Annotated in this window: 26 protein-coding genes; 13 read left to right on the forward strand and 13 right to left on the reverse strand. The window is 54.0% G+C overall.

All coding sequences use genetic code 11. The features are described 5' to 3' along the window. Positions 1-142 precede the first annotated feature (142 nt). From KNP84_RS02780 to KNP84_RS02805, 6 genes are read right to left on the reverse strand one after another with little or no spacing between them, the layout of a single operon-like run. Positions 143-1,801, reverse strand: coding sequence for an FAD-dependent oxidoreductase (locus KNP84_RS02780; RefSeq protein WP_215114186.1), 1,659 nt, complete (start codon positions 1,799-1,801; stop codon positions 143-145). A gap of 12 nt (positions 1,802-1,813) precedes the next feature. Then, positions 1,814-3,100, reverse strand: coding sequence for an arsenic transporter (locus KNP84_RS02785; protein ID WP_215114187.1), 1,287 nt, complete (start codon positions 3,098-3,100; stop codon positions 1,814-1,816). Positions 3,101-3,130: 30 nt separating this feature from the next. Then, positions 3,131-3,409: a Fe-S cluster assembly protein HesB gene (locus KNP84_RS02790; protein ID WP_214835424.1), complete on the reverse strand. Its 279-nt coding sequence runs from the start codon at positions 3,407-3,409 to the stop codon at positions 3,131-3,133. Continuing rightward, positions 3,406-5,163 carry an arsenical pump-driving ATPase gene (arsA, locus tag KNP84_RS02795; protein WP_353049097.1) on the reverse strand — a complete coding sequence of 586 codons (1,758 nt, stop codon included), beginning with the start codon at positions 5,161-5,163 and terminating at the stop codon, positions 3,406-3,408. Before arsA ends, KNP84_RS02790 begins: the two co-directional genes overlap by 4 nt. Positions 5,164-5,177: 14 nt before the next feature. Then, on the reverse strand, positions 5,178-5,537 hold the full coding sequence (gene arsD, locus KNP84_RS02800) for an arsenite efflux transporter metallochaperone ArsD (protein WP_029594925.1): 360 nt from the start codon (positions 5,535-5,537) through the stop codon (positions 5,178-5,180). Positions 5,538-5,550: 13 nt separating this feature from the next. Next, entirely contained in the window at positions 5,551-5,868 is a 318-nt protein-coding gene (locus KNP84_RS02805; protein WP_021066456.1) for an ArsR/SmtB family transcription factor, read from the reverse strand. A gap of 225 nt (positions 5,869-6,093) precedes the next feature. Between KNP84_RS02805 and KNP84_RS02810 the strand changes: the two genes are divergently transcribed. The 8 genes from KNP84_RS02810 (at position 6,094) to KNP84_RS02845 (ending at position 14,190) form a co-directional block, all read left to right on the forward strand. Then, positions 6,094-7,575, forward strand: a complete 1,482-nt coding sequence (locus KNP84_RS02810; RefSeq protein ID WP_215114189.1) for a SulP family inorganic anion transporter — start codon at positions 6,094-6,096, stop codon at positions 7,573-7,575. 109 nt (positions 7,576-7,684) lie between these two features. Continuing rightward, positions 7,685-8,098 carry a universal stress protein gene (locus KNP84_RS02815; protein ID WP_021066454.1) on the forward strand — a complete coding sequence of 138 codons (414 nt, stop codon included), beginning with the start codon at positions 7,685-7,687 and terminating at the stop codon, positions 8,096-8,098. Between the two features lie 106 nt (positions 8,099-8,204). Next, the gene (locus tag KNP84_RS02820; protein WP_021066453.1) at positions 8,205-8,408 is read left to right on the forward strand and encodes a PLD nuclease N-terminal domain-containing protein; all 204 of its coding nucleotides are present in this window, start codon (positions 8,205-8,207) and stop codon (positions 8,406-8,408) included. Beyond that, positions 8,405-9,253, forward strand: a complete 849-nt coding sequence (locus KNP84_RS02825) for an ABC transporter ATP-binding protein (protein WP_131471867.1) — start codon at positions 8,405-8,407, stop codon at positions 9,251-9,253. Before KNP84_RS02820 ends, KNP84_RS02825 begins: the two co-directional genes overlap by 4 nt. Then, positions 9,253-10,011 carry an ABC transporter permease gene (locus KNP84_RS02830; protein WP_214835430.1) on the forward strand — a complete coding sequence of 253 codons (759 nt, stop codon included), beginning with the start codon at positions 9,253-9,255 and terminating at the stop codon, positions 10,009-10,011. Before KNP84_RS02825 ends, KNP84_RS02830 begins: the two co-directional genes overlap by 1 nt. A 113-nt stretch (positions 10,012-10,124) precedes the next feature. Beyond that, on the forward strand, positions 10,125-11,759 hold the full coding sequence (locus tag KNP84_RS02835; protein WP_215114190.1) for a C39 family peptidase: 1,635 nt from the start codon (positions 10,125-10,127) through the stop codon (positions 11,757-11,759). A gap of 161 nt (positions 11,760-11,920) precedes the next feature. After that, positions 11,921-13,156: an exo-beta-N-acetylmuramidase NamZ family protein gene (locus KNP84_RS02840; RefSeq protein ID WP_214835434.1), complete on the forward strand. Its 1,236-nt coding sequence runs from the start codon at positions 11,921-11,923 to the stop codon at positions 13,154-13,156. Positions 13,157-13,269: 113 nt separating this feature from the next. Continuing rightward, a complete protein-coding gene (locus KNP84_RS02845; RefSeq protein ID WP_215114191.1) occupies positions 13,270-14,190 on the forward strand; it encodes a CAP domain-containing protein in 921 nt (306 codons plus the stop codon). Between the two features lie 41 nt (positions 14,191-14,231). Here KNP84_RS02845 and KNP84_RS02850 read toward each other — a convergent pair whose 3' ends face one another. Continuing rightward, a complete protein-coding gene (locus KNP84_RS02850) occupies positions 14,232-14,429 on the reverse strand; it encodes a CsbD family protein (protein WP_021066447.1) in 198 nt (65 codons plus the stop codon). A gap of 55 nt (positions 14,430-14,484) precedes the next feature. Next, a complete protein-coding gene (locus KNP84_RS02855) occupies positions 14,485-14,883 on the reverse strand; it encodes a hypothetical protein (protein ID WP_029594918.1) in 399 nt (132 codons plus the stop codon). A 146-nt stretch (positions 14,884-15,029) separates the two neighbouring features. Here KNP84_RS02855 and KNP84_RS02860 point away from each other — a divergent pair, with 146 nt between their 5' ends. Genes KNP84_RS02860 through KNP84_RS02870 form a run of 3 tightly spaced genes read left to right on the forward strand, consistent with a single transcriptional unit; the run spans position 15,030 to position 18,194 of the window. Next, the gene (locus KNP84_RS02860) at positions 15,030-15,962 is read left to right on the forward strand and encodes an ABC transporter ATP-binding protein (protein WP_215114192.1); all 933 of its coding nucleotides are present in this window, start codon (positions 15,030-15,032) and stop codon (positions 15,960-15,962) included. Between the two features lie 5 nt (positions 15,963-15,967). Continuing rightward, a complete protein-coding gene (locus KNP84_RS02865) occupies positions 15,968-17,107 on the forward strand; it encodes an ABC transporter permease (protein WP_251131110.1) in 1,140 nt (379 codons plus the stop codon). Next, positions 17,094-18,194, forward strand: a complete 1,101-nt coding sequence (locus tag KNP84_RS02870) for an ABC transporter permease (protein WP_215114194.1) — start codon at positions 17,094-17,096, stop codon at positions 18,192-18,194. The genes KNP84_RS02865 and KNP84_RS02870 overlap by 14 nt, the downstream gene beginning before the upstream one ends. A 42-nt stretch (positions 18,195-18,236) precedes the next feature. On the opposite strand, the gene KNP84_RS02875 is transcribed toward KNP84_RS02870, so the two are convergent. Further along, positions 18,237-20,921: an HD domain-containing phosphohydrolase gene (locus KNP84_RS02875; RefSeq protein WP_276691041.1), complete on the reverse strand. Its 2,685-nt coding sequence runs from the start codon at positions 20,919-20,921 to the stop codon at positions 18,237-18,239. Between the two features lie 202 nt (positions 20,922-21,123). Between KNP84_RS02875 and KNP84_RS02880 the strand changes: the two genes are divergently transcribed. Together KNP84_RS02880 and chrA are read left to right on the forward strand one after the other, a co-directional pair. Beyond that, positions 21,124-21,432, forward strand: a complete 309-nt coding sequence (locus KNP84_RS02880) for a PadR family transcriptional regulator (RefSeq protein ID WP_215114195.1) — start codon at positions 21,124-21,126, stop codon at positions 21,430-21,432. Between the two features lie 5 nt (positions 21,433-21,437). Then, complete coding sequence (gene chrA / locus KNP84_RS02885) at positions 21,438-22,622, forward strand: chromate efflux transporter (protein WP_215114196.1); 1,185 nt, start codon at positions 21,438-21,440, stop codon at positions 22,620-22,622. Positions 22,623-22,657: 35 nt separating this feature from the next. Here the strand turns inward: chrA and KNP84_RS02890 are convergent, their stop codons facing one another. The 4 genes from KNP84_RS02890 to KNP84_RS02905 form a co-directional block, all read right to left on the reverse strand. Next, positions 22,658-23,161, reverse strand: a complete 504-nt coding sequence (locus tag KNP84_RS02890; RefSeq protein WP_214801061.1) for a YdcF family protein — start codon at positions 23,159-23,161, stop codon at positions 22,658-22,660. 79 nt (positions 23,162-23,240) lie between these two features. Continuing rightward, positions 23,241-24,482 carry a DHHW family protein gene (locus KNP84_RS02895; RefSeq protein ID WP_215114197.1) on the reverse strand — a complete coding sequence of 414 codons (1,242 nt, stop codon included), beginning with the start codon at positions 24,480-24,482 and terminating at the stop codon, positions 23,241-23,243. Between the two features lie 18 nt (positions 24,483-24,500). After that, entirely contained in the window at positions 24,501-25,934 is a 1,434-nt protein-coding gene (locus tag KNP84_RS02900) for an MBOAT family O-acyltransferase (RefSeq protein ID WP_215114198.1), read from the reverse strand. A 24-nt stretch (positions 25,935-25,958) separates the two neighbouring features. Further along, positions 25,959-26,438: a hypothetical protein gene (locus KNP84_RS02905; RefSeq protein WP_214756249.1), complete on the reverse strand. Its 480-nt coding sequence runs from the start codon at positions 26,436-26,438 to the stop codon at positions 25,959-25,961. Between the last annotated feature and the right edge of the window lie 32 nt (positions 26,439-26,470).

Raw genomic sequence — 26,470 nt, forward strand, 5'->3', positions numbered from 1 at the left:
CATGATTTTAGGAAAACGCTTACACAAAAATTGTAAACGTTTCCTTTTCGGAATACAATGTTTTTTTCAAGAACAGGGAATGACTGCTAGCTCTAGAATCCCATGACAAAACGGCGACCTGATTACTCAGGCCGCCGTTTTGTTAGTTCCCGTATTTTTTGAATAATTGATAGTTCTTGTTACCGCCTGACAAGTTGTAGACGTCCGTGAATCCGAGGTTGCGGAGCACGTTTTGGGCCGCGTTCCCCGTCACCCCGCCATTGCAGTACACGACGGTCGGCTTGTCTTTGTCCATGTCCTTGGCGGCTTCGCGCAAGTTACCGAGCGGGATGTTGACCGCACAGTCGACACATGCTTTTTCGAACTGCGAAGCTTTACGCGTATCGATAATCTGCATGTCTTCACCCGCATCGATCCGCTTCTGCAGCTCACCCGGTGTGATGAGTCGCGCCGATTGGTTCATACTGTTCGCGAGCGCCATGCCCGTGTACATGACAGGATCTTTCGTGGTCGAGAACGGCGGAGCGTATGCGAGGTCGAGATGGAACAAATCATCGACCTTCGCCTTGAACGTGATAGCCGTGACGAATACGTCGATGCGCTTGTCGACACCTTCAAAGCCGACGATTTGAACGCCGAGCAATTGGCGTGTCGCCCGGTCGCCGATTGCTTTAATCGTCAAGTCTTTCCCGCCCATATAAGCCGGCTTGTCCGACTTCGTGTTATGGAGTACTTCGACGTCATACCCGAGGTCACGGGCCTCACGTTCCGATAGACCGGTCTGGGCGACGGCTTGGCCAAACACTTTGAAGATGCCTGTGCCGAGGATGCCACGATGTTCAAGGTCGCCTCCTGTGATGAGGTCACCAAGAGCACGCCCCATCTTGTTCGCCGTCGAACCGAGCGGACGCCAAATCGGTTTGCCCGTGACGAGCGAGAAGCTTTCGGCGACGTCGCCAGCCGCATAGACGTTCTTCACGTTCGTCTCCATCCGCTCATTGATGGCGATCGCACCCGTCTCGCCGATTGTGACACCGATCGATTTCGCGAGTTCCGTGTTCGGACGGACACCAACTGAGAGGATAACGAGGTCCGTATCAATCGTCTTGCCACTTTCCGTGACAACGCGTTCGACATGACCATCACCGACGAGTTCTGTCACTGTCTCCCCGAGCATGAGCTCGATCCCGTTCTTCTCGAGGTGATCCTCGACGCGGCACGCCATGTCTTTATCGAGTGGTGGCATCACTTGCGGGAAACGCTCGATGACCGTAACTTCGACGCCGCGCAGTTTGAGCTGCTCGGCCATCTCGAGGCCGATGAACCCGGCGCCGATGATCGTTGCATGCTTCGGGTTCGTCGCATCGACGAAGTTACGTGTCGCTTCCGCGTTCTGAATGTTACGGATTGGGAACACGTTGTCCGAATCGACACCCGGAATCGGCGGGATGATGCTCGAGGCACCTGTCGCGAGGACCAACGAATCATAGCTGTCCGTGAACGATTCACCCGTCTCAAGGTTCTCGACCGTGACCGTCTGTGCGTCGGCATCGACTGCCGTCACGTTATGACGTGTCATGACGTCGATGTTGTAGCGTTTCTTGAAGAATGCCGCATCGCGAGGCGTCAAATCATCGCGCGACTCGACTTCGCCGCCAACATAATACGGAATGCCGCAACCCGAGTACGAGATATCGTAGTCGCGGTCGTAAATCGTAATCTGTGCATCTTCGTTGTTACGACGTGCTTTTGCCGCGACCGATGTACCGGCGGCGACTGAACCGATGATGACCAATTTCATATTAAACACTCCTTAGTAAAGTAGTAGGCTGATGTATAGTCCAAGCAAGGTGATGGCGAGCGTTGGAATCGTCAAGATGATCCCGACTTTAAAGTATTGACCCCAACCGATTTTAAGCCCTTTCGTACGGAGCACGTGGAGCCATAGCAACGTCGCGAGTGACCCAATCGGTGTGATTTTCGGACCGAGATCGGACCCGATGACGTTCGCATAGATGAGTGCTTCCCGAATCTGACCGGTCGTATTCGTCAAATCGATGGCGAGCGCGTCAATCATGACGGTCGGCATATTGTTCATGACCGATGACAAGATGGCGGCCAAGAAGCCCATCCCGAACGTAGCGCTGAAGGCGTTCACGGCGAACCAGTCGATGAAGTTGGCGAGCACTTGCGTCAGTCCCGCGTTTTGCAGTCCGTAGACGACGATATACATCCCGAGCGAGAAGAAGACGATCGCCCATGGCGCACCGCGTAGGACGGACCGGGTCGGCACGACCGGTGAACGGTTCGCCATGATAAGGAAGAATAACGAGATAATCCCAGCGACGAGCGAGACCGGGATCCCGACGATATCGCTTGTGAAGTATCCGATGACGAGAAGTGCGAGCACGACCCACGACAAGCGGAACATTTTATGGTCTTTGATGACCGAGGCCGGCTCGACGAGTTTCGATAAATCGTACTGCTTCGGAATGTCCTTTTTGAAATACAAATACAAGACGAGCAAACTTCCGGCGACGGCGAAGACGTTGACGAACACCATCCGTGCCGCATATTCGGCGAAACCGATGCCGAAGAAGTCGGCCGAGACGATATTGACGAGGTTCGAGACGACGAACGGCAGACTCGCCGTATCAGCGATGAACCCAGACGCCATGACGTATGCCAAGACGACCGCATCCGGAAGCTTGAGCGCCCGCACCATGGCGAGGACAATCGGTGTCAAGATGAGCGCCGCCCCGTCATTCGCGAACAACGCCGCGACGAGCGCACCGAGCAACGTGATATAGACGAACAGCTTGACGCCGCCGCCTTTGGCGATGCGGGCCATATGTAAGGCAGCCCATTCAAAGAATCCAATCTCGTCTAAAATGAGCGAGATGATGATGATGGCGATGAACGTGAACGTCGCGTTCCAAATGATGCCCCAGACAGTACCGACGTCATCCAAATTGACGACCCCGGTGAGAAGGGCGATGACCGCCATCCCCATCGCCGAGTAACCGATGCCGAGGCCTTTCGGTTGCTTGATGATGAGGAAGAGCGTCACCAAAAAGATAATACTAGCAATCCACTGCACAATGAGTTCCTCCAATAATTCTCTATTTTTTTAGCAAGTCTGTTGCAAGCCGCGAAGCACGAGGCTGACACCGTCTTCCGTCGACTCGACGTCGAGCGTGACGTTTTCCGCCATCGCTTCGGCGTCGTTCGCGACGGCGAACGTGAGGCCGTTGAAGTCTTTGACGTCATCCGTCGCTTCTGGAGCCGCAACGAGGAGACCGAGCGTCGGTCCACAGCACCCGGCTTCCGTACAGATACGAACTGATTTGATTTCCTCTTCAACCAGTGCGTCTTTCATAAAATCGATGGCTTCATTCGTGATGTTCATGTAACTTCCTCCTTGAGTAGTTGTGACAGTGCCGGATAACCGACCGGCAGTTGTTCTTGCCATGCGAGTAACGTCGGTCGCGGATAGGCGTTCACACGCTCGAGCCAAGGCGCCTCGCTCGCGACTTTCGCCGTCAGCAGCTTGCTTGTCACATCGAGCGGTGTGAACGATTGGTTGACGACCCAGGCGAACGGTTGAATCTCGGCCCGTTCCAAGTCAGCGACGAGTCGCTCGGCTTCATAAACCGGTGTCGCTTCAGGCAGCGTCGTGATGATGACGTGCGTCTGTTTCGGATCGCGCAGTTTTGGTAACAGGTCGCGGACCGCTTCCGGGACGACCCCGGTCGACCGTTCGAGTTCACGGTGATAACTTTCAGTCGCATCCAACAAAAGAAGCGTATGACCCGTCGGCGCCGTATCGATGACGACGAAGCGGTCTTTCGCTTTCGCCACTTGATCAGCGAAGGCGCGGAAGACGGCGATCTCTTCGGTGCACGGCGAACGCAAGTCCTCTTCGAGCATCATGCGCTGCTCGTCGTTCAGATCCCCCGCTTCCCGGAACACGTCCATCCGGTACTTCTCGATCTCGACTTTCGGGTCAATCGCATCGACAGTGAACGTATCCGGGACATCCAAGCCGATTGTGAAAGCCACATGTGCGGGCGGGTCTGTCGTCGTCAAATGGACGGCGTGGCCTCGCTCACTGAGCGCGACGGCAACGAGCGAGGCGAGCGTCGTCTTGCCGACCCCGCCTTTCCCCATCGTCATGATGACGCTCGGGCCATCCATCTCGATTTCATCGACGAGTCGGTCGATTGAGCCATAATGACTCGTGTCATAACGTGTATTTGGGACGGTGGCCGTCTCCCCGTTCACCCAGCGTCGGAGCGCCGGGACACCGACGAGGTTCTCGTACGCATATGACAGCGTGAACGTCTCGAGGTCGGCGACACCTTTCGGAAGTTCACGGAGCGCCTGTTGTTGACGCTCGATGAACCGTTTCGTATAGCGGTCCGTCCCTTCGTCTGATGCGACGACGCCGTTGATGACAAGTTGCATCCGCTCGATGCCAATCGCGTGAAGCTCGGTCGCGGCACGCGCCGCCTCGACGAGCGTCGATGTCTCGGGACGGGCGACGAGCAACAATGTCGTCTCGCTGCCGTCGGTGAGCGTCTCGACAGCCCGTTTGTATTGCAGTTGCTTGTCGGCCAGACCAGCAAGCGGACCGAGACAAGACGCACCGGTCGTATTCGTCTCTAAAAATTCGTCCCACGCACTTGGCAACGTCAACAACCGTAGCGTGTGACCAGTCGGTGCCGTGTCAAAGATGACGTGATCGTATGTCTCACGTGCCGACTCAGACGTCAACAGCTCGGTGAACTGGTCGAACGCCGCGATCTCAACCGTACAGGCGCCGGACAGCTGTTCTTCCATCGACTGGATGGCCACGTCCGGAAGGACACCGCGATAAGGACCGACCATCCGTTCCATGTAATGCTTCGCCGCCTCTTCCGGGTCGAAGTTCGCGATGAACAGACCGGTTCCCGGGACGAGGCGTGGTGTCTTGTCGAGCTCCATCTCGAACACGTCCTGAAGGTTGCTCGCAGGGTCGGTCGACACGAGCAAGACTCGCTTACCGCGGTCAGCAAGCGTCAACGCGAGGCTCGAAGCCGTCGACGTCTTGCCGACACCGCCTTTACCGGTCAAAAACACATAGCGCGTTGGTTCGATTGTCGTGAAATCAAAGCGATTCATCATGACCCGCCTCCTTATTTTTTAAGCGTGATGCGGACTTTCGGCTTTTCGCCATCTTGTTTCGCGAACGCTTCGACAGGGAGTCCTGTCAACTCGGCAATCTCCTCGTTCGTCATATAAGCGCCTCGTTTGACGACGGCACCGTCGACGACCGTAAGTGGGAGCGTCTCAAGGCCGTTCGCGATTTCAGCTTGAACATGGACGTTCTCGACGAAGCGGTTCGGCTCGGAGGCAAGGTTATAGCGGGCCACATCAAAGCCGCGTTGTTTTAATACGTAATGGATGGTCGCAATCCGCGTCAGCTCCGGATCGATTGAAGGACCACAAAGTCCGGTCGGGCAGCACATGGCTGGTTCGAATACTTCAAGTTTCATCGTTGACTCCTCCTTAAATCGCACAGTCCGTTTCGCAGTCACAATTCGCCTCGACCGTCTCGATTTTGTCGAGCAAATCGATGACGATTGAGTAGAATGGGCTCGTCTCGTTCAATCGATAGTGAATCCATTGCTTGTCGCGGCGCTCTAACAGGAGCCCTGCTTGCCGCATCATCTTCAAGTGGCGGCTAATGGCTGGCTGCGAAATGTCGAAACAGTCAACAAAACTGCAGGCACATTGCTCCCCGCCTTGCATTTGTTTGAGCATCGTCAAACGGGTCGGGTCGGCGAGCACTTTGAGCACTTTACTTAAATCATCTACCGTATGCATCGTCATTCTCCTTCTCTGTATAACAAATCCGTTATATAACCTTTACGTTATGAAAATACCATAGTTTCTCATGCGGAGCAATTGTCTTCTCATAAAAAGTTCGGTATGATGGAACACGTTGTGAAAACATGTGTCGGTCGAACGACTTCTCTCATATAATGCGGCGTTTGATCTTCGTGAGACTCGGAGATCAAAGTCAAAAAATATATAGAGAGGTGTGTTCTTTTGGAAAAATTGAATACGATTAAACAAGATTGGCTCGGCAACGTCCGGGCCGACGTCCTAGCCGGCTTCGTCGTCGCACTCGCCCTCATCCCTGAGGCGATTGCGTTCTCGCTCATCGCTGGGGTCGATCCGATGGTCGGGCTCTATGCGTCGTTCATCATCGCGATGGTCATCTCGATTGCCGGCGGTCGTCCGGCCATGATTTCGGCTGCGACCGGTGCGATGGCGCTCGTCATCGTCTCGCTCGTCGCCGATTACGGGTTGCAGTATTTACTCGCTGCCGGGATTCTCGCCGGAATCATTCAAATTGCGCTCGGCTATTTCGGCATCGCCCGCTTGATGAAGTTCATCCCGCGCGCCGTCATGGTCGGCTTCGTCAATGCCTTGGCGATTTTGATCTTCCAGGCGCAATTGACGAACTTTGAAGGTGAGAGCTGGATTATCTGGGCGCTCGTCATTGGATCGCTCGCCATCATCTTCTTGTTCCCACGCATCAACAAAGTCATCCCGGCACCGCTCGTCGCCATCGTCGTCATGACGATTCTGGCGGTCACGCTCGGGCTCGAGACGAAAAACATTAGCGACATGGGTACGATTTCAGCAACGCTCCCGGAATTTTTATTCCCGAACGTCCCGTTGACGTTTGAGACGTTGATGATCATCCTCCCCTACTCGATCTCCCTCGCCTTCGTCGGATTGATCGAGTCGCTGTTGACGGCACAAATCGTCGATGACATGACGGGAACGGATTCGAACAAGAACCGAGAATCAAAAGGACAAGGTATCGCCAACATCATCGCCGGTCTCTTCGGCGGGATGCCAGGATGTGCGATGATCGGTCAATCGGTCATCAACGTCTCGTCCGGTGCCCGTGGGCGCCTGTCGACGTTCGTCGCCGGACTCGCGTTGTTCATCATGATCATGACGATGAGTGACGTGTTGATGCTCATCCCGGTCGGCGCCCTTGTCGGTGTCATGTTCTTTGTCTCGTATGCGACGTTTGACTGGGGCTCGCTCAAAGCGATGCGCACTGCTCAAAAATCGGATACGGTCGTCATGCTCGTGACGGTGCTCGTCACGGTCGTCACGCACGACTTGTCACTCGGTGTGTTCGCCGGGATCTTGACGGCAGCCATCCTCTTCGCCGCAAAAATCTCGAAAATCGAACTTGACCGCAGTGTGGACGCCGACCGTGCCCGCTACATCGTGAACGGTCAGCTCTTCTTCGCTTCGACGTCCGAGTTCGTCAATCAGTTCGATGTGACCGAAGACGCCGAAGACGGTGTCAAACATGTCACAATCGATTTCTCGAACACGCATCTTTGGGACGACTCGGCCATCGGCGCCATTGATAAAGTTGTCTTTAAGTACCGTGAAGTCGGGATCGAGCCGGAACTGTTGAACTTGAACAAAGATTCAGAGAAACTGCTCAATACGCTCGCGCTACACTTGAAGCAACAAGAAACAAGCGCCGGCCATTAATTCAATTTCTTCGGGAGTGAACATTCACGTTCGCTCCCTTTTTTATATCCATGGCTCTAGTAAATCGCATATACTAAAAGTAGATTGTGTGAAAGAGGAGGACGTTTCAATGGGAAAGGTATTTTTAGCGGCAGACGGATCTGCTCACTCGAAGCGGGCACTTGAGAAAGCGATCCAGCTCGCCAAGGCATCAGACGCATCCATCGACATCGTCCATGTCGTCAGCGCCAAAGAATCGAAAGAAGCCGCACTCAACTCGACCGGAAAAATCGATCTTGAAACGAAGCGCCAGCAGATGTTGCAACCGCTCTTCGATCAAATCGTTGCAGCCGGGCTTGAGTATGAATATATCGAACTTCGTGGGGAGCCGGACATCGAGCTCGTCAAATATGCGAACCATCAACCATACGAGTATGTCGTCGTCGGTTCACGCGGACTGAACACGTTCCAAGAGTTCGTGCTCGGCAGCGTCAGCCATAAGCTCGCCAAGCGCGCCCTCGCCCCGGTCATCATCGTCAAATGATTGTCACCCTTTCTTTACGGAGAAAGGGCTTTTTTCTGTTCCATACAGGAAATAGGTCCTATATGTGGAATGAAGTAGTGAACTCATTTATGAAGGAGGAACATAATTGGACATTACCAATGACTCAAATTTATTGCTCATCCTCTTGCCATTGCTCGTGCTGCAACTCATCTTGCTCGTCGTCGCCTTGATTGATTTGCTCAAACGGCAAGAAACGAATGGACCGAAATGGGTATGGCTCCTCGTCATCCTATTCATCAACATTCTCGGGCCGATCGTCTACTTCCTATGGGGACGGACGAAGCGATGAACGTCACTCAACTGACGAAACGATTCGGCACGTTCACCGCGCTCGACGACGTCAGCTTCTCACTCCGCCCCGGCTGTACCTCGCTCCTCGGTGAGAACGGGGCCGGCAAGACGACACTGCTCAATATGATTGCCCGCGTGACGACACCGACGTCCGGACAGATCGTCGGGCATGACGCCATCCGTATCGGCTATCTGCCACAGCGACCGGCGCTCTATCCATCGCTCACACCGGTCGAGACGATTCGCTATGCGGCCGAGTTGACCGGCGTCACGAATGTCGACCCGGTCCATTTGTTGAAACGGGTCGGACTCGAGCCCGTCGATCGACCGGCGGCACACTTGTCCGGCGGCATGCGGCAACGGCTCGGCATCGCCCAGGCGCTCGTGCATGACCCGGAGCTGTTACTGCTCGATGAACCCGTCTCGGCGCTCGACCCGCGCGGCCGCCGGGAAGTACTCGACCTCTTAAGCGATTTGAAACGAGAGCGGATGATTCTCTATTCGACGCACGTGCTCCCCGATGCCGAGGAAGCGAGCGACTGGGTACTCCTGCTCCGACAAGGTCGCCTGCTCATGGAAGGGACCGTGACCGATTTACTCGGCTCGAAGTCCTCGATTCAAGTCCGTCTGTTCAATGACGTCGTGACGGAGGATGAGTGGCGAACGCTCCCGGGTGTCAGCCACGTCACCCGCTCCGGGACGACATGGGAACTGGAGACGGACGCGAAAGACGTGACGGAACGGGCGCTACTGCAGCTGTTGCTCGAGCGCGGCCTAAGGCTCCAATCGCTCCATGTCGGGCATCCATCTCTCGAGTCACTATTCTTGGAGGTGAACGCCTGATGAGACTGGCCATCTTCAAACAAGAGTGGAAAGAGTCATGGCGCAACAAGCGACTCGTCTGGGTCCCGATCGCCTTGATGTTGCTCGCGGCGATGCAACCGCTCACGCTCTATTTCCTCCCGGACATTTTGGCCTCGGGTGGCAACCTGCCGGACGGGGCGGTCATCGAGATTCCGACCCCGTCACCAGAAGAAGTGCTCATGTCGGCGAGCGAACAGTTGCGACAAATCGGCCTGCTCGTCGTGCTGTTGTCCGCGATGCATACGTTCAGTCACGAACGGTCGCTCGGTACGCTCGCCTGGCTCAAGTCGCTCAAGATTCCGGGCACACGCATCGTCCTCAGCAAATGGGGGCACTATTCACTGCTTGCCGTCGTCGCGATCGGACTGGCCCAATTGAGCGCTGCCTATTACACGATTGTTCTGTTCGATTCGTTCGACGTCAGCGATTTCTTGGTAGCGACCGGACTGCTCATGCTTCATTTCGTCGTCCAGCTGTCAATTTTCTTCTTGTTCGCGGCGTTGCTCGAGAGCGGTCTCGTCGCCCTCGTCATCACGCTCGCGCTCCATTTCATCATGTCACTCCTCATCGGCTGGCTCGAGTGGGATTGGATGCCATGGCGGCTCGGCTCGTTATCGGCCGAAGTGCTCATGGGTGAGAGTTTACTTGTCTGGCCGATTTTCAGTAGCCTGTTGCTGGTCAGTGTGACGCTCTTCGTCGCCTCGAAACGGTTGTTGTTCATAAGCCGTTCGTCCTGATGTAGCAATTTCTCAAAATAGTCCTTTAGCCGCCGAGTCAGGGCGGCTTTTCTCATGTATACTTAATTTACAAAATAATACCAATTTTGCAAAATGATTGCGGAGGGACGCCTATGAAGTGGAGTCATGTAGTTGCAGGTTTGGCCATCAGTATGAGCATCATCCTCAGTAACGACCACGTCCATGCCGCGGCCGGGTTTCAAACGACGGCGACGGGAACAGTCTATACGACAGAAGACGGCACGGTGCTGACCGGCTGGCAAGTGATTGATGGCAAGACCTATTATTTCGCAGCAGATGGGACGATGGCCGTCGGTTGGCAAGCCATCGATGGCGCTACATATTATTTTGAAACAGACGGTGCGCTCGTCACCGGGCGCTATTCGATTGACGGGGCGACCTACTTGTTCGCCGCCGACGGGAAGCAGCTGAAAGGCTGGCAACAACTCACGGACGGTCTCTATTACTTCAAATCGAACGGCGTCATGGCGACCGGCTTTTTGACCGTGGACGGGAAACGCTACTTGTTCTCTCTTGAAGGGAAACGGTTGAGCGGTTGGCAAACCGTCAATGGCGTGAAGCATTACATATTCGAAAACGGAACGATCCGGTCGGGCATGTACACGATTAACGGCAAGAAATACTTGCTCTTGAAAGATGGACAGGTCGCGACCGGCTGGCAACAAATCGGCACGCGCCACTACTACTTCGGTACAAGCGGTGTACGCCAGCACGGGCTGAAAAAGATTGGGACGACCGTTTACGGTTTCCATGAGACGTACGGCTATCGGTTGGCCGGCGTCCAAAAAGTCGCCTCTCGCTATTACTATTTCGGGACGGACGGAAAACGTCGCTACGGCCTGCAGACGATTGACGGCAAAGTGTACGGGTTCCATCCCGTTTACGGCTATCGTTTGCAAGGAAAACACAAAATCGGGACTCGCTACTACTACTTCCACTCGACCGGCGTCCGTGAGACTGGTTGGAAATATACGACGCAATACGAATATTTTGCACCGACCTTGACGAAGAAGACAGATTGGCAAGTCATCAACGGCAAGTGGTATTTCTTCGATCTGTCGGGCGTCATGTATAAGAACAAACGCATCGGCAACGCCACGTTCGATGCCCGGGGCGCCTATAGCAACCCGCTCTCCACCTATAAGATGAGCGTGCCGCTCTATCGTCAGTTCCAGATGGGCTACCCGTCCGGCTGCGAGTTCTTCTCGCTCAAGATGGCGCTCGAGAAAAAAGGACGCGTCGTCAGCGCCGAGACGCTATATCGGGAGATGCCGAAAAGCATGTGGAACGCCCGCTATGAGAATCGGCTCTACCGCTGGGTCGACCCGAACGTCATGTTCACAGGCGACCCGAAAGGCAAGCTCAGCAAATATCGCAACTACGGCATTTATCCGAAAGGCATGATCAATTTCTCGAGCAAATACCGGCCTGTGAAAGACTTGTCCGGCCAAGGATTATCTTCAATCGAGCGCGAGCTGTCACTCGGCAATCCGGTCATCGTCTGGGCAAGCGTCGACTTTAAACAGCCTTACGGTCACTTCAATTGGTATACCGCTTCGAACAAAAAATTCACCGGTTTCGTCAATTATCATGTCATGCTCGCGACGGGCTATGACAAGAACAACTTCTACATCAACGACCCGTACCGCGGTCGCCTTGTCATCCCGAAAAGCCAAGTTAGCTCTGTCATGGGCGCGACGGGATGGAAAGCACTTGCCGTACGATAATCGACCAGCCATCGGAGAAATCCGGTGGCTTTTTAGGTACAACGAATCAAATTCAGAAATAAAATTTCCTATTTTATTCACTTTATATTGAATTAAAAATACAGAATGGTACACTTTCCAATAAGTAGTAAAGCGCTTACATTCGTGAAGGAGGAAAAGTTATGAAGAAATGGATTGGCGGCCTCGCCGCCCTCACGCTCGTCACGTCATCTGTCATGTTGCTCGATGCCGATGCCAAGTCAGAGCCGAAGAAACCGAAAGTCGAACTCGGGGTCGACCGGTTGATGGACAATCCTGAAATCTTGGCCGGTAAACGAGTCGGACTGATCACGAATCCGACCGGAATCGATGCTAACATGACGAGCATCGTCGACTTGTTCCATAACTCCGATGATTTCGAATTGACGGCACTGTACGGACCAGAACACGGTGTCCGCGGTGATGCGCAAGCCGGATCGACGATCAGTTCATATATCGACGAAGTGACGGGACTACCCGTCTATAGTCTGTATGGGGCGACGAAAAAACCGACGGCCGAGATGCTAAAAGACGTCGATGTGCTCGTCTTCGATATTCAGGACGTCGGCACGCGCTTCTATACGTACATCTATACGATGGCGTATGCGATGGAAGCAGCAGCCGAGAATGACATCCCGTTCGTCGTCCTCGACCGGCCGAACCCGCAAGGTGGCCTCCGCGTCGAAGGTCCTGTGCTCGACACGGCCTATTCGAGCTTCATCGGTCTCTATCCGATTCCGCTCAAGCATGGGATGACCGTCGGTGAGCTCGCACGCTTGTTCAATTCGGAGTATCAGATTCAAGCCGACCTCGAAGTCGTCAAGATGAAGGGTTGGAAGCGCTCGATGCTGTACGAGGATACGGGACTCCCGTTCGTCATGCCGTCACCGAACATGCCGACGACGGACACGGTCAACGTCTATCCGGCGACCGGTCTGTTCGAAGGGACGAACCTGTCAGAAGGACGCGGCACAACGAAACCGTTCCAATTGATTGGCGCCCCTTACGTGAAGGCGCATGACTATGCTAAGACGCTGAACGCGCTCGAGCTTCCGGGCGTCACGTTCCGTGCCGCCTCGTTCACGCCGACGTTCTCGAAGAACGCGGGCAAACTGTCGCACGGCGTCGAGGTGTACGTCACAGAGCCGACGAAGTTCGAAGCGGTCAAGACCGGTATCGCCATGGTCAAGACGGCGCACGACCTGTATCCGGACGAGTTCGAGTTCCTCTCAAACGACTTCATCACGAAGCTGACCGGGAACGCCTACGTGAAAGACATGATTCTCGCCGGCGAGTCGCTCGAGGCGATCATGACGAAAGTCGATGCCGAGCGCGATGCGTTCTTGCCGATTCGGAAAGAGTATTTGTTGTATAAATAAGGAGCAGGCAGGCTCACTGGAGTCTGCCTCTTTTTGTAATCAAATGTTAATACCCATTATCGCCCTATTCAATATATTATATGGTTATATGATCGAAAAAGGAGCTTCCCATTTTGAAAAAATCTGCCTCAGTCTTGCTCGCTGCCGCCTTAGCGACTGCGTTCACATTTACCCCGACGTCCCCGCTCACCGTCAATCCGGCCACGGTCGAAGCCTCATATCGTGAGACGGCCGTCAACACGAAAGGTTCCGTTACGGGAATCAGTCAAATCAACGTCCGAAAAACACCGTCAAGCTCAGCGACGAGTGTAGGTAAAATTGTTCGCGACGGCACGATGATGGTCCGGACGTCATTTACGACGAACGGGGCCCGCTGGTACAAAATCCAATGGGGCACGGGGTACGGTTACGTTCCGGCCACGTATATCAAGCTATCGACAGCCGAAGTCGCGTTCACGAAGGCGACGTACGTCGCCCCATCGAGCGTCTACTTAAAATCGCGTCCGCTCACGACCTCGTCGAACGTCGTGTTTCTTCGCCAAGGAATGAAGCTTGAGACGATCTCGTATCGTTACACAGGCACGACGCGTTGGTATAAAGTGAACATCGGCACGAAGACGGGGTATATTTTGGCGAAACACATCACGTTCAAAGCCCCGGCGAGCGGTGTCTTGGCCGAGACGAACGAAGAGCGTCAGACGGCTGGCTTATCGGCACTCGCAGCGTCGAGCGAAGCGAACCGTGTCGCCCAAGTCCGGGCCGACGAGATGGCACGGACGGGCCAGTTCTCGCATCAGCTCCGTGAGAACGGGAGCCCAGGTGACACGCTCGATGCCTACGATGTCAGCTATCGTGGTTGGGGTGAGAACATCTATATGGGGTCGAACGACCCAGGCGCAGCGGTGAACGCCTGGATGAACTCGAGCGGCCACCGCGCCAACATCTTGAACGGGAACTTCACGCACCTCGGTGTCGGCACGGCCAAGAACGCGCAAGGCTCGACGATTCACGTCCAAGTCTTTTTGACCAAATGAAAAAACGGGAAGTCGCAGTTGTCGCGACTTCCCGTTTTGTATTAGCGGCGTTCGTCTTTCAGGCTTTCGAGGTTTTGTTGGGCTTGGCCGGTCTTCTCTTTGGCCGTACCCTTCACTTGATCTTTCTGGCCTTCACGCTTTAGCGATTGATTGTCCGTCGCTTTGCCGACCGCTTCTTTCGCTTTGCCTGCCGCTTTATCAATCAAACCATCAACTTTTTTGTTTAGTCCGTCTTTCATGTGAATCTCCTCCTCGTGGTATCATGTCTAATTCATGTACCACTCTGAGGAAAATTCAAACGTAATGCTCTTTGACAAGAACCCGGAAACGCGGTCGGACGGTCAACTCGATCGTCGTCACCGTGCGGTTCCGGTCCTCGTTCATGACGATCAACAGTTCGCCGTGATCGCGTCGATCCTCGAGCACCTCGACTTTCCCGACCGTTCGCAGCAGCTGATAGTACAACAACTCCCCCGACGCGTCCTTGACGTTCACCTCGAACTCGTGATAGCTCGGGGAGATTTTAAAATAAAATGACTCCGCCCCGTTCGAGAAACGGAACACCGACTCGTCATAATAAAACGGGAGTGTCGTATCCATCCGCTTCGGCTCGACGGTACAAAACAACGCCCACGCCATCTCATCTGGAAACTTCTCGCTCGACTCTTCTTTGTTGAACTGCCACCCTTTCATCGCGATCCCTCACTTCAACTTCCATTAATTGTCTGAATAATTCGACTATTATAATTCATTCGTCATTGGGTTCGGAAGTTCCTGCAAACGGGAACAAAAGATTGTATGCTTTTTCACGTTCCTGATTTGAAAGGAGTTGCGTCCACGTGTCTATCATCGCGCTCGACCATGTCACGAAACGGTTCGGTGAGACAATTGCCTTGAACGACTTTTCACTTCACGTCGAGGCCGGCGAGTTGTTCGGCTTACTCGGACCGAACGGGGCCGGAAAGACGACCGCCATTTCTGTCATGCTGAACTTATATCCTGCGGACAGCGGTACCATCCAGATTTTCGACCACTCGATGCCAAAAGACGAGCAGACGATTAAACGGCACGTCGGTATCGTCCCGCAGCACGTCTCCGTGTACGACCAGCTGACAGTGTTCGAGAACATTCAATTTTTCGCCGAGCTGTACGGGTTCAAACCGGCCGAGGCCAAACAAAAGACCGTGGCCGCCCTCGACTTCGTCGAACTCACCGCGCACCAAAAGAAACGTCCGCCGGAACTGTCCGGGGGGCTCCTTCGTCGTCTCAACATCGCCTGCGGCATCGTGCATGAACCAGAACTTATCTTCATGGATGAACCGACCGTCGCCATCGACCCGCAGTCACGCAACACCATCCTCGAGAACATCCGTGAGTTGAATCGACGCGGGGCGACGATCATCTATACGTCCCACTATATGGAGGAAGTCGAGATGCTCTGCGACCGTGTCGCCATCGTCGATGAGGGACGGATTATCGCCGAGGGCACGCAAGATGAGCTGAAAGATCAAGTCATGACGCTCGAGACGGCCCGCATCAAAGTCGACGCCCTCACTCCGGGCCTCTTGGAACGACTCGAATCGCTCGAACGGGTGAAGAAAGTCGATTACGAGGAACCGTTCCTCGACGTGTCGCTCGAGAAAGACACCCCGCTCGCCCCGCTGCTCGACGTCCTTCATGACGAGCGGGTTCGCTTCACCTCGATTACGGTCGACCGTCCATCCTTGAATACCGTCTTCCTGGCCCTGACCGGTAAGACACTTAGGGAGTGATGACGATGAAACTATGGACGTTCATCAAATATGATGTCAAACAGCAACTGCGGGACCGCTCGACCTTGTTTTGGATGCTCATCTTCCCAATCATTCTCATCTTCGGGCTCGGAACGATGCTGTCGGCCATCTTCAATAGCAACTTCTCGCTCCCGGTCACGGACGTCGCCTACGTCGAACAGTCGACGGATGATTATCGGGTGCCGCTCGAGACTTTTCTCGCCGACGACGACATCAAAGCATTCATCAATCTCGTCCCGTACGATAGTATCGCCGCTGCTGAAACCGGCGTGAACGATGGCGACGCCGACGTCATCCTCCATTTGTACGGTCCCGACGTCCGTCTGCTGTACGAGGAACCGTCGACAATCGAATTTGACGTCATCGAGGCCATTCTCCGGCAATATACGGACGTCGCCAATCAGCAGATTATGCTCGCTGAGGCAGGTGTTTCCGCCCCGTTCGAGCCCACGACGTTCATCGACAGCGAGAGCGTCGATTTGTCGGGTCGGACCCCGACATCACTCGAATATTTCACCGTCACGATTTCCATCATGACGGCACTGTTCGGTGCATTCTACATTACCGGCATGCTCAGTGAGGAGAAGCCGATGACCGGGAGTTATCTCCGGATTCAAGCCGCTCCCGTCAAACGGATCGAATATCGCCTGGCTCGCAGTTTGAGCCGATACACACTCATCTTCCTGCAACTCGTGCTCGTGTTTTGGTTCAGCCACTTCGTTTATCGCAGCTTCTCACTCGATTATGTCGAGTTCGGGCTCTTGTTTATCGCTTGGCTCGCCCTCGCCTTATACGGTACCGCGTTCGGTTTTCTCGTATCGAGTCTGCCCCGTCTCTCGCGCGGTACGAAAGATGCGATCGTCAACGGGTTCGTCGCCATCATCATGATCCTTTCCGGCGGTTACGTCCCTGGTTTCGATCAAGTGACGCTGAGCGTGGCACCGTGGGCCCAATACGTCTTCATGCCGATCTTTATGCGGGAAGGCATGCTCCAGGTGCTTCTGCGCGGTGGGGATACGACCGTGTTTTGGCAGAGCCTTGGTTGGCTCTCCTTGCATCTCCTCGTGTTCGCCGTCCTCAGTCTCTTGCTTTGGAAAGGGGTGAACCGTCGTGGTGCTATTTAGACATGTCGCCAAGCGCATGCTGCGGAAAAAAGGGCTATGGGTGTTCACGTTCGTCTCCGTATTCGGTTTCGCCTTGATTCTATCGTTCCTCAGCTCGACGTCGGCGTTGAACGTCTCCATCGGCATCCTCGACCGGGATGGCGGGACACTCGCCAATCGTGTGATTGAAGAAGCGGGACGGTTCGGTTCGGTGACACCGCTCGAGACGGACGAGACCGATGAAGCGTTACTGCAAGGACAAGACGTCGTCCTGACGATTCCGGACGGATTCACCGAGGCGCTCTTGAATGGCGAGACGCCGCGTCTCTCGTTCAGCGCGACCGAAGGAAGTGACGCCGCGTTGATCGAGCAAGCGCTCAACTCGCACCTGTCTCGTGAACGGCAGTTACTGATTGCAAGTGATTTTGACGAAGAGCGTTTCAACGAACTGACCGAGCTTGAGACGGAGAATGGCTATACGCTCTCGAGCGAGCCGTTTCAACAGAGCGTGGCGACGACGGCACGAACGCAGGCGTTCCTCGGTCTCCTGTCGTTCGTCATGATGTCGGCCTTTCTCCAGTTCATCCCGTTGTTCGTCGCCGACGACCGGGACGAGAAAATCTATTCCCGCTTGTTCGCCGCCCCGGTCACACCGCGGCGTTACATCGGTTCGTTGTTCGTATCGTTCTGTGCGGTCGGGTTGCTCTACGTGCTCATGTTGCTCGCCTTCAGTGCCGTTCTCTATCGACAAGACATTCTGGCTCATCTGCCTGTCCTGACGTTGTTGTTCATCGTCTATTTGTTCGTCTGTCTCGCCATCGGGTCGCTCATCGCCATCCTCGCGACGAATCGGGAGAAAGCGAACATTTGGCAGACGTCCGTGACGATGGCAGCGGCCATCACCGGAGGCGCCTTCATCAGTCTGACGTGGCTTCCGGAGACGCTCCAAGTCGTCGGGCGCTTCTTGCCGACGTATTGGTTCAACTACGGGGTCGCCCAGATGTATGAGGACCGTTTCCCGGTCAACTCGGTTCTCATATTGCTCGGGATGGCGCTCGTCGTCTTCCTCGTCGTCGCCTGGGCGTTGAAGAAGCGACCGCTCACATGAAAAAGGAGAGCCGCGATGGCTCTCCTTTTTCTAATGCTTCAATCACCGCTGCAACGTCGGCACGACTTTCTTGAAGAACACCTCGACGAGTTCAGGGTCGAACTGCCTGCCCGCTTCTTCTTCGATGACCGCGAGCGCCTCATCAAGCGTCTTCGCTTTCCGATACGGGCGTCCCGTCACCATCACGTCGAACGTGTCGGCAATCGAGATAATTCGTGCCGCGAGCGGAATCTGCTCGCCGCTGATCCCTTTCGGATATCCTTTCCCGTCCCACCGCTCATGATGGGCGAGTACAATCTCGGATAGTGGCCCATACTCCGGCACCGTGCTCAAGATGTTATAACTCACTTCGGGATGACGTTTAATTTCACGCCATTCGGCCTCAGTCAACATCCCAGGCTTGTCTAAAATCTCATTGCTAATCGCGACCTTGCCGATATCGTGAAGCGTTGCGGCCGTAACGAGCTCGTTCACTTCGGCGCTCGTGAAGTTCATCGCTTGCCCCAGTTGTCGTGACAATTCGGCGACGCGCTGTGAATGGGCCTCCTCGCGCGGAATCTTCTCATAAAGCGTCCGCATGATGAGTTGAATCGAGTAATGTCGCCGGCTCTGTTTCTCGGAAACCTTATGGTGGTACATTCGATCTTCGGCCAAGTTGAACACTTCGGAAATGGAGAGCGAGTCGTCGACTTTCACCGCTTCCCCGAACGATGCCGAGATCGGCAAGCCTTCAATCGCTTTATCGTGAAACAGCTGACTCAAACGTTCTGATAGAAGAATTGCCTCGTCGCGCGACGTGTTCGGCATGATGATGACGAACTCATCACCTCCGATTCGAGCGACCGTATCCTTGCCACGAATCTCACGCTTGAGCGTCATCGTCGCTTCAATCAACAAACGGTCCCCGACAAGATGACCAAACGCATCATTCGTCAACTTTAATCCGTTAATATCAACGACAATCAAAGCGAGCGGATAATAGCATGGTTCGTCGTATGTGATCAGTGCCTCATCGAAATATCGACGATTTTTTACCCCGGTCAATTGATCGTGATAACTCAAGTATTCGATTTCCATCTCATATTTTTTCTTCTCGGTCACATCGCCGATATAGCCGTGCCAGAGGACGTGACCTTCACCAAGCTTCTCTGGACGCGACGATCCTAAAATCCACGTCGTCCCCCCGTCCGGTGTGATGACACGGAACTCCGCGTCCCAAATCGTCAAATTCTCATACGACGCCTCGATGCTCGCCATCACGTTCGGGTAGTCATCGGGATGAATCTTCGAGAACACGAGCTCCGGGTCGTCCTTCATCTCCTCGAATGTGATCCCGGTCAACACTTCGAATCCTCGGCTAAAGAACGGAAAATGGAAACTGCCGTCCGGTCGGCGCTCAAACTGATAGATGGCACCAGGGACTTGATCCGATAGTTTCGTGAGCAAACGGTCCCGCTCGGCGAGTTCTTCCTCGAGCTGGACCCGCTCCGTCACGTCTTTGGCGACGGCATATATATAATTGCCTTGTGCCTTTGAATGCCATTCGATTGAGCGATAGTCCCCGTCGACGGTCCGGTATCGGTTGATAAAGCGGAAGATGTCTTGCCCTTCCTCAAGCAAGGCGAACGCTTCATTCGTCTTCTCGACGTCATCGGGATGGACGAGGCTCGTGAAGTCCATATTCTCGAGCTCTTCGAGTGGAAACCCGAGCACGCGCTCCCAAGCCACGTTCAAATGGAAAATCTCATGATTTTTATAAGACATGATGCATTCCAAATCGACAGTCGCAAACCCTTCGAACATCGATTCTTTCGCATCTCCGATTTGCCGGTCTGCTTTCGTCATCTGTTCAAGGATGTGCACGATGTACAACTCGACGAGACCGAGCCGGCTCGCTTGTTTATTTCCTTGCATGACGATCGTCAAATCTCCATAAAATACGCCATCCTTCTCGATTTTGAATAAGATGACTTGACCGAGGTCAAAGATGCGCAAAATATTTTTGATGAGTCGCTTCGGCAGCACGCCTTCGACGAGCGGTAAAATATCGTCGAAGATAATCGGGCTCGGCGCTTCTAACAACTTCAATCGTTTTGGACTCATCGGCCATTTTCGTCCGACCGGATGGAAGCCGAGTACGTCGAGACTGCGTTCGAGCAGCTCATCGATGCCCGACAAGGCAACGGTCGAGTACGTATTGCCATCGTCATCGACTAGATTGAGTGTCACGGCCTTGGCCCCGGTGAAACCACGAATCTGATCGAGAAAATGTTGGTTCATCAATAGTTCGCGCCCGGTCGTGACGAACCGGTGTGACACGTTGACGAGTTGCTTCAGTGCATTGTTCTCTTGGACGTGTGGCGTAATGTCATGGAACAACGTCGACACGTACCCCGGACGTTCACTGAACACGGACAACTCATACCAAGCCTTGTTGCGGCGTGAGAAATGTTCGAACGTGATCGCTTCCCCACTATCCACGGCCCGTGCGACTTGGACGATCCACTCCCGCTCGCTGTACTCAAAGTCTTTCAACTTGTCGGTGATGCGCCCCCCGAGAAAGTGTTCGCGCTTCGCCTTCATGATGCGCTCGAACGCCTCGTTCACTTCGTGGAATTCGTAATCGACGGGCTCCCCCGCCTCATCGTAGAGCACTTTAAATTCGACGTAGCCTTGGGGCATATGGCGCAACAAGGATTGGAATTTGGTTTGGTTTAGGTCTGCCACGTCGGTTCCTCCTCTGCTTACTTCTATTATTCAGTTTACCTCATTTTTTATGAATTCCCTATATTTGCCGAATCGATTCTTGTGAATCGGTTACATGAAGTTTTTGTAAAGGTACACGTTCGACGGTTGCATAAATTTGCTTAGGTTGTTACACTGATTTCGACATTCGATATCGAAAATCGATTTCAAGGAGATGATGTACGTGGAAGAACGCGTCCTTCGCAAGCTGTTCCTCGGCTTTATTCATATTCATATCTTGCATCATGCTGCCGAACATCCGGTATATGGCGCGTGGATGGTCGAAGAACTTCGAGAGCACGGCTACTCGATCAGTGCCGGCACGCTCTACCCGATTTTACACACGATGGAGCAGGATGGCCTGCTCGTCCGGACAAATGAACTCGTCGGAGGCCATATCCGGAAGAACTATACGACGACCGAAAAAGGTCTCGTCGTGTTGGCGGAAGCCCGTCAAAAAGCGTATGAATTATTTAAAGAGATTAAGGAGTGAATCACATGTCTAAACAACGGGTAACGTTCAAGACGTTACTAGAGATTTTATTCGTCTCGACCCGCCTCGGACTGACGTCGTTCGGCGGACCGGTCGCCCACCTCGGCTATTTCCATGAGGAGTACGTCCGTCGCCGCAAATGGATGGACGAACGCGCCTACGCCGACCTCGTCGCCCTCTGTCAGTTCTTACCTGGCCCAGCCAGTAGTCAGGTCGGGATCGGGATTGGTATCGTCCGAGGTGGGATTCTCGGTGGAATCACGTCGTTCATCGGCTTCACGTCACCGTCCGTCATCGCACTCATCTTATTCGCCTTGCTCGTCTCAGGACTCGACGTCTCCGATGCCGGCTGGCTCTATGGATTGAAAGTCGTCGCCGTCGCCATCGTCGCCCACGCCATTCTCGGTATGGCCGGCAAATTAACGCCGAATGCGAAGACTCGCACAATCGCGTTCTTCGCGCTCGCCGGCGTGCTGTTATGGCAAACCGCCTATAGCCAAGTGCTCGTCATCTTGCTCGCCGGTCTGGCCGGATTCTTGCTATTCAAACCGAACAACTTGGACGTCAAATCAGCGTCGTTCCCGCTCTCGAAACGACTCGGGGCGACGCTACTCGGTCTGTTCGGTGCGTTGCTCGTCATCTTGCCGATTTTACGTGAGACGATTGAAAGTCAATCAATCGCCTTGTTCGATAGCTTCTATCGGGCCGGGGCGCTCGTCTTCGGTGGCGGTCACGTCGTCTTGCCACTCCTCGAGCGTGAGCTCGTGCCAACCGGCTTCTTGAGCGAAGAGGCGTTCCTCGCCGGTTACGGAGCTGCCCAAGCCGTCCCAGGACCGCTCTTCACATTCGCGTCTTACCTCGGAACGGTCATCAATGGTGTGCCGGGCGGACTGCTCGCGACGTTCGCCATCTTCTTGCCGGCGTTCTTGTTGATTCTCGGGGCCTTACCGTTTTGGGATGCGCTCCGTCGAAACCCGAAAGTCGCGGGCGCACTCATCGGTGTTAACGCCGCTGTCGTCGGAATTTTGATTGCGGCTTTCTATCAGCCAATCTTCACAAGTACCGTCAACGGTGCGGTCGACTTCGTCTTCGCCGCCTTCTTGTTCGCCATGATTGCGTATTGGAAGATGCCGCCGTGGGCGCTCGTCATCGTCGGCGTCATCGGTGGGATGATCATCGGTACGTTATAACACGAAAAAGGGACTTCGCGATGAAGTCCCTTTTGTCATGCTCGCCATTTCCAGCGCATATAGTTGATGAACAGTTTCACGTACGCCAGCTGTTCGCGGGCGACGTATTTCAGTTTCGTGGCCGTCGGCGTCTTCGCATAGAGCGCGTCGGTCGAGAGTCCAAAATACAGGCGCCCGACGAGCCGGGCTCGTCTGACGTGGAAGTCGTTCGTGACGATGGTCAGCCCGGGCGCGCCGTCCCAAATCGGGCGGCTCAACTGAAAGTTCTCCACCGTCGACGTCGACTCCGCCTCGATATGGATGCGGGTCTCGTCAATCCCTCGGGCCATTAATTCCCGGGCAATGACGCGCGCTTCCGCCATCCCTTCATCGGGACCTTGCCCACCGGAAGCGATCAGTTCGACGTGCGGATACTGGTTCGCATAGGCAGCGGCTGCTTCAATCCGATAGCGCAAAGCGCTCGATGGTCGGATGCCATTCACTTTGGCGCCGAGGACGAGGACGTACCGATACGTCCCGTCGGCGGTTCGTCGTTTCATCTCTCTCACCTGCCTACTTGTTAGTATAGCGAGTTCTCGTCAAAAAAAGCCAATCATCGCGTGGATGATTGGCAGTTTGTTAAAAGCTATCTTCGTAATCCCCAGACATTCCGGAGATGCGGTCGTTATGCATGAACAAAACGAGGTCGACATCGTTCTCTTCGACGTAGTCCGTGATATCGACTTTGCCTTCCGCGTAGCGGACGTCAATCGCCGAGACCGTTCCGAACGACTCCCCGAGGAAGCCGAGCACCGGGTTTGCATACGAATCCTTCAAGACGAGCACGTGCAAGTCGTTGACCGGATCTTTCTGCTCGATACGCAACTGTGCGTAGTTGTCTTTCATGAACACTTTATAGAAATCAGCGAATCGGTTCGTCTCTTCCGCTTCTTCGCGGGCGATGACCGAATGACCGCAATCATCCCCGTTCCGGCATACCTCGGTCGTGAAACCGTCTTTCGGTTCCATCCACTCCAAGTAGTCGAGCTTCTCGACGTATGGAAGGGAAATCTCACGAGCGTATGAGCCGTAGTAAGGCTGATCGATTTTGAACGTCTCCATATCGGACGCCTCTAATTTTGGCACGTCCTCATAGTCCTGTTGGAGCCGCTCGATGATTTGCTGATACCCGAGGAATGCGCCTTGCACGTTCCAGTGGTGATCGTTATAGAAATAGATGTCTTCCATCGGCTGTTCAAAGAGCGTCTCTCCGAGGTCGATGAGCTCAAAGTCGGCCCCTTCGACCGCGTCATGGAGATTGCCGCGACTGTCTAAGTCGCCACTGATGACGTAGTCCGGAATCATCTCGTTTTGCGCCGCATGGACCGGCTTACTCGGCGCAGAGGCGAAGTAGACCGGGACATCCTGTTCTTGCATCGCTGCCCCGAACTCAGGGAACAGACGCTTCATGTTATCGAACCCGCGTACAGGCTCATCAGGACCGATGAGCACCCCGTTGTCGAGGGCGAGTACCCCGTTATTGATTTTTTGTTGGAAGACGTTCTTTTGGAAGCCTGCCTGCAGACCCATCCAACGGTCACGTTGAAACACTTGGTCGCTCGAGTAGCTTTCGAACTCTTCCATATAAGAACCATCCCGCACGGCACTGACCGAGACGTCCGGTTGCTGTGCAAGCTGACGCCCTTCTAGTACCGACACTTCCCGATCCTGACCGAACCAATACGTGGCCAGTCCGAGAAAGAGCACGCCTAGAAAGACACCGAGCAACAGAAAATCGGCGAACCAGGATTGTTCGAGCCCTTTCGGCTTTTTCTCAATCGGCCGTGGGCTAGGTTTTCTAGAATCTAATGGCTTCTGCATCATATTGCTCCTTTCTCTTTAGAAGCGGAAGTAGATGAACGGGTTGAACGTGCTCGATACGATATACGAAATCGACAAGAAGAAGAGCACGAGCACACCGCTCACCCGGACGAGCCCGACAATACGGCGGGTCGCCGTCGTTTTCGTGTCATCGAGTTCTTGACTCAAGAACTTCCCGACAACGATACGTGGAATCGGTGTGGCCGCAATAATGGCGATCAAGAGTACGACCCCATATTGGACCAAGTAGTAGAGCGCTTGTTGATCGAACAGCGGTCCGCCGTGAAGGCCGAACATCGTCTGCAAGTAAGCAATCGCATACGGGAAATCGTCAGCTCGGAAGAAGACCCAACCGATGATGACGACGAACAGTGTGAATGACAGCGACAGCCAAGACGGCATCGCCTTCAACCATTTCCCGAGGAATGCACGTTCGAGCATGATGAATACCCCATAGTATACACCCCAGGCGATAAACGTCCAGCTCGCCCCGTGCCAAATCCCAGTCAAGAACCAGACGACAGCCAAGTTGCGGTACGTCTTCCATTCGCCTTGGCGATTTCCGCCGAGCGGGATATAGACGTAGTCACGGAACCAGCTACCGAGTGACATATGCCATCTGCGCCAAAACTCCGAAACAGAACGAGAGATATACGGGTAGTTAAAGTTCTCTAAGAAGTGGAACCCGAACATACGCCCTAGCCCGATGGCCATATCTGAATACCCTGAGAAATCGAAGTAAATTTGGAGCGAATAGGCGATAATCCCGATCCAGGCGAGTGTCGTCGACATCTCTCCGGCCGGCATGCCAAAAATCTGGTCGGCGACGTAGCCAGCGCTGTTCGCTAAAATCATTTTCTTCCCGAGACCGATGACGAAGCGCTGAATCCCAGATACGAAGTCATCAATCGTCTCACGACGGTCGACAATCTCATCGGCGACCGTTTGATAGCGGACAATCGGTCCGGCAATCAATTGTGGGAAGAACGAGACGTACAAGGCCAAGTCAAAGATGTTGCGCTGGACTTGCCCATCCTTGCGGTACACGTCGATGACGTAGCTCATCGCTTGGAATGTGAAGAACGAGATACCGAGCGGGAGCGGGATTTCCGGATCGTTCAACGAGAAACCGAAGACGCTGTTGACGTTTTCGATAAAGAAACTCGTATATTTGAATACTCCGAGCATCCCGAGGTTCCCGAGCACCATGAGTGTCATCCATAGCTTGATTTTCTTTTCATGATGACGGTCGCGGTCGACGAGCAGTCCGAAGACATAGTTCATCGCGATCGACGCAAGCATAATCAATACAAATCGCGGTTCACCCCAGGCGTAAAAAAACAGACTCGCGACGAGCAAAATCGTGTTTTTAATGGGACGCGGTGAGATAAAGTACAGGCCGAGTACAATCGGCAAGAAATAAAATAAAAAGACGGTTGAACTAAATAGCATATCAGTTAGTCCCTTCCTACAAGATTACTCCTCAAACGAGAGGTATAGATCATCGAGTCGAATCGTCTGAGGCTCCGTCGTCTCAATCACATATTTGTAAGAGAGTTTGAAGTACTCTGCCCCTTCGACTTGAGGAATCGACTCCTCGATGTGGTTGTCGCCCGGGTTGAGCGTCAACTTGAAGCGTTTATTCGAGACGCGTTCTTTCTTCGTATACTGCATGAAATACATCTCGAGCTTCACGGGCTTGTCACTGAGCACGTGAATATGCGTATCGAGGCCAATCGTTTGGCAAGGGTCCATCTGCGCGTCCGGCAAAAACATTTGCGACGGCGGAATCTCGAATTTCAAATCGAACAGTTGCACGTAAATCGAGTCGGACTCACTCTCCGGCATGAACGTAACCTCTGTCTTATACCCTTCTTCGCGCATCCGTAAGTGATCCTTTTGGTAACCGCGCGGATAATAATGATAAATCGCAGGGCGGATTCTTTTGACTGCCATATCGTTTCCTCCGTTTTATAAGAAAAGAGTTG

Source organism: Exiguobacterium sp. s70 (assembly GCF_018618315.1).
Classification (GTDB): Bacteria; Bacillota; Bacilli; order Exiguobacteriales; family Exiguobacteriaceae; genus Exiguobacterium; species Exiguobacterium chiriqhucha.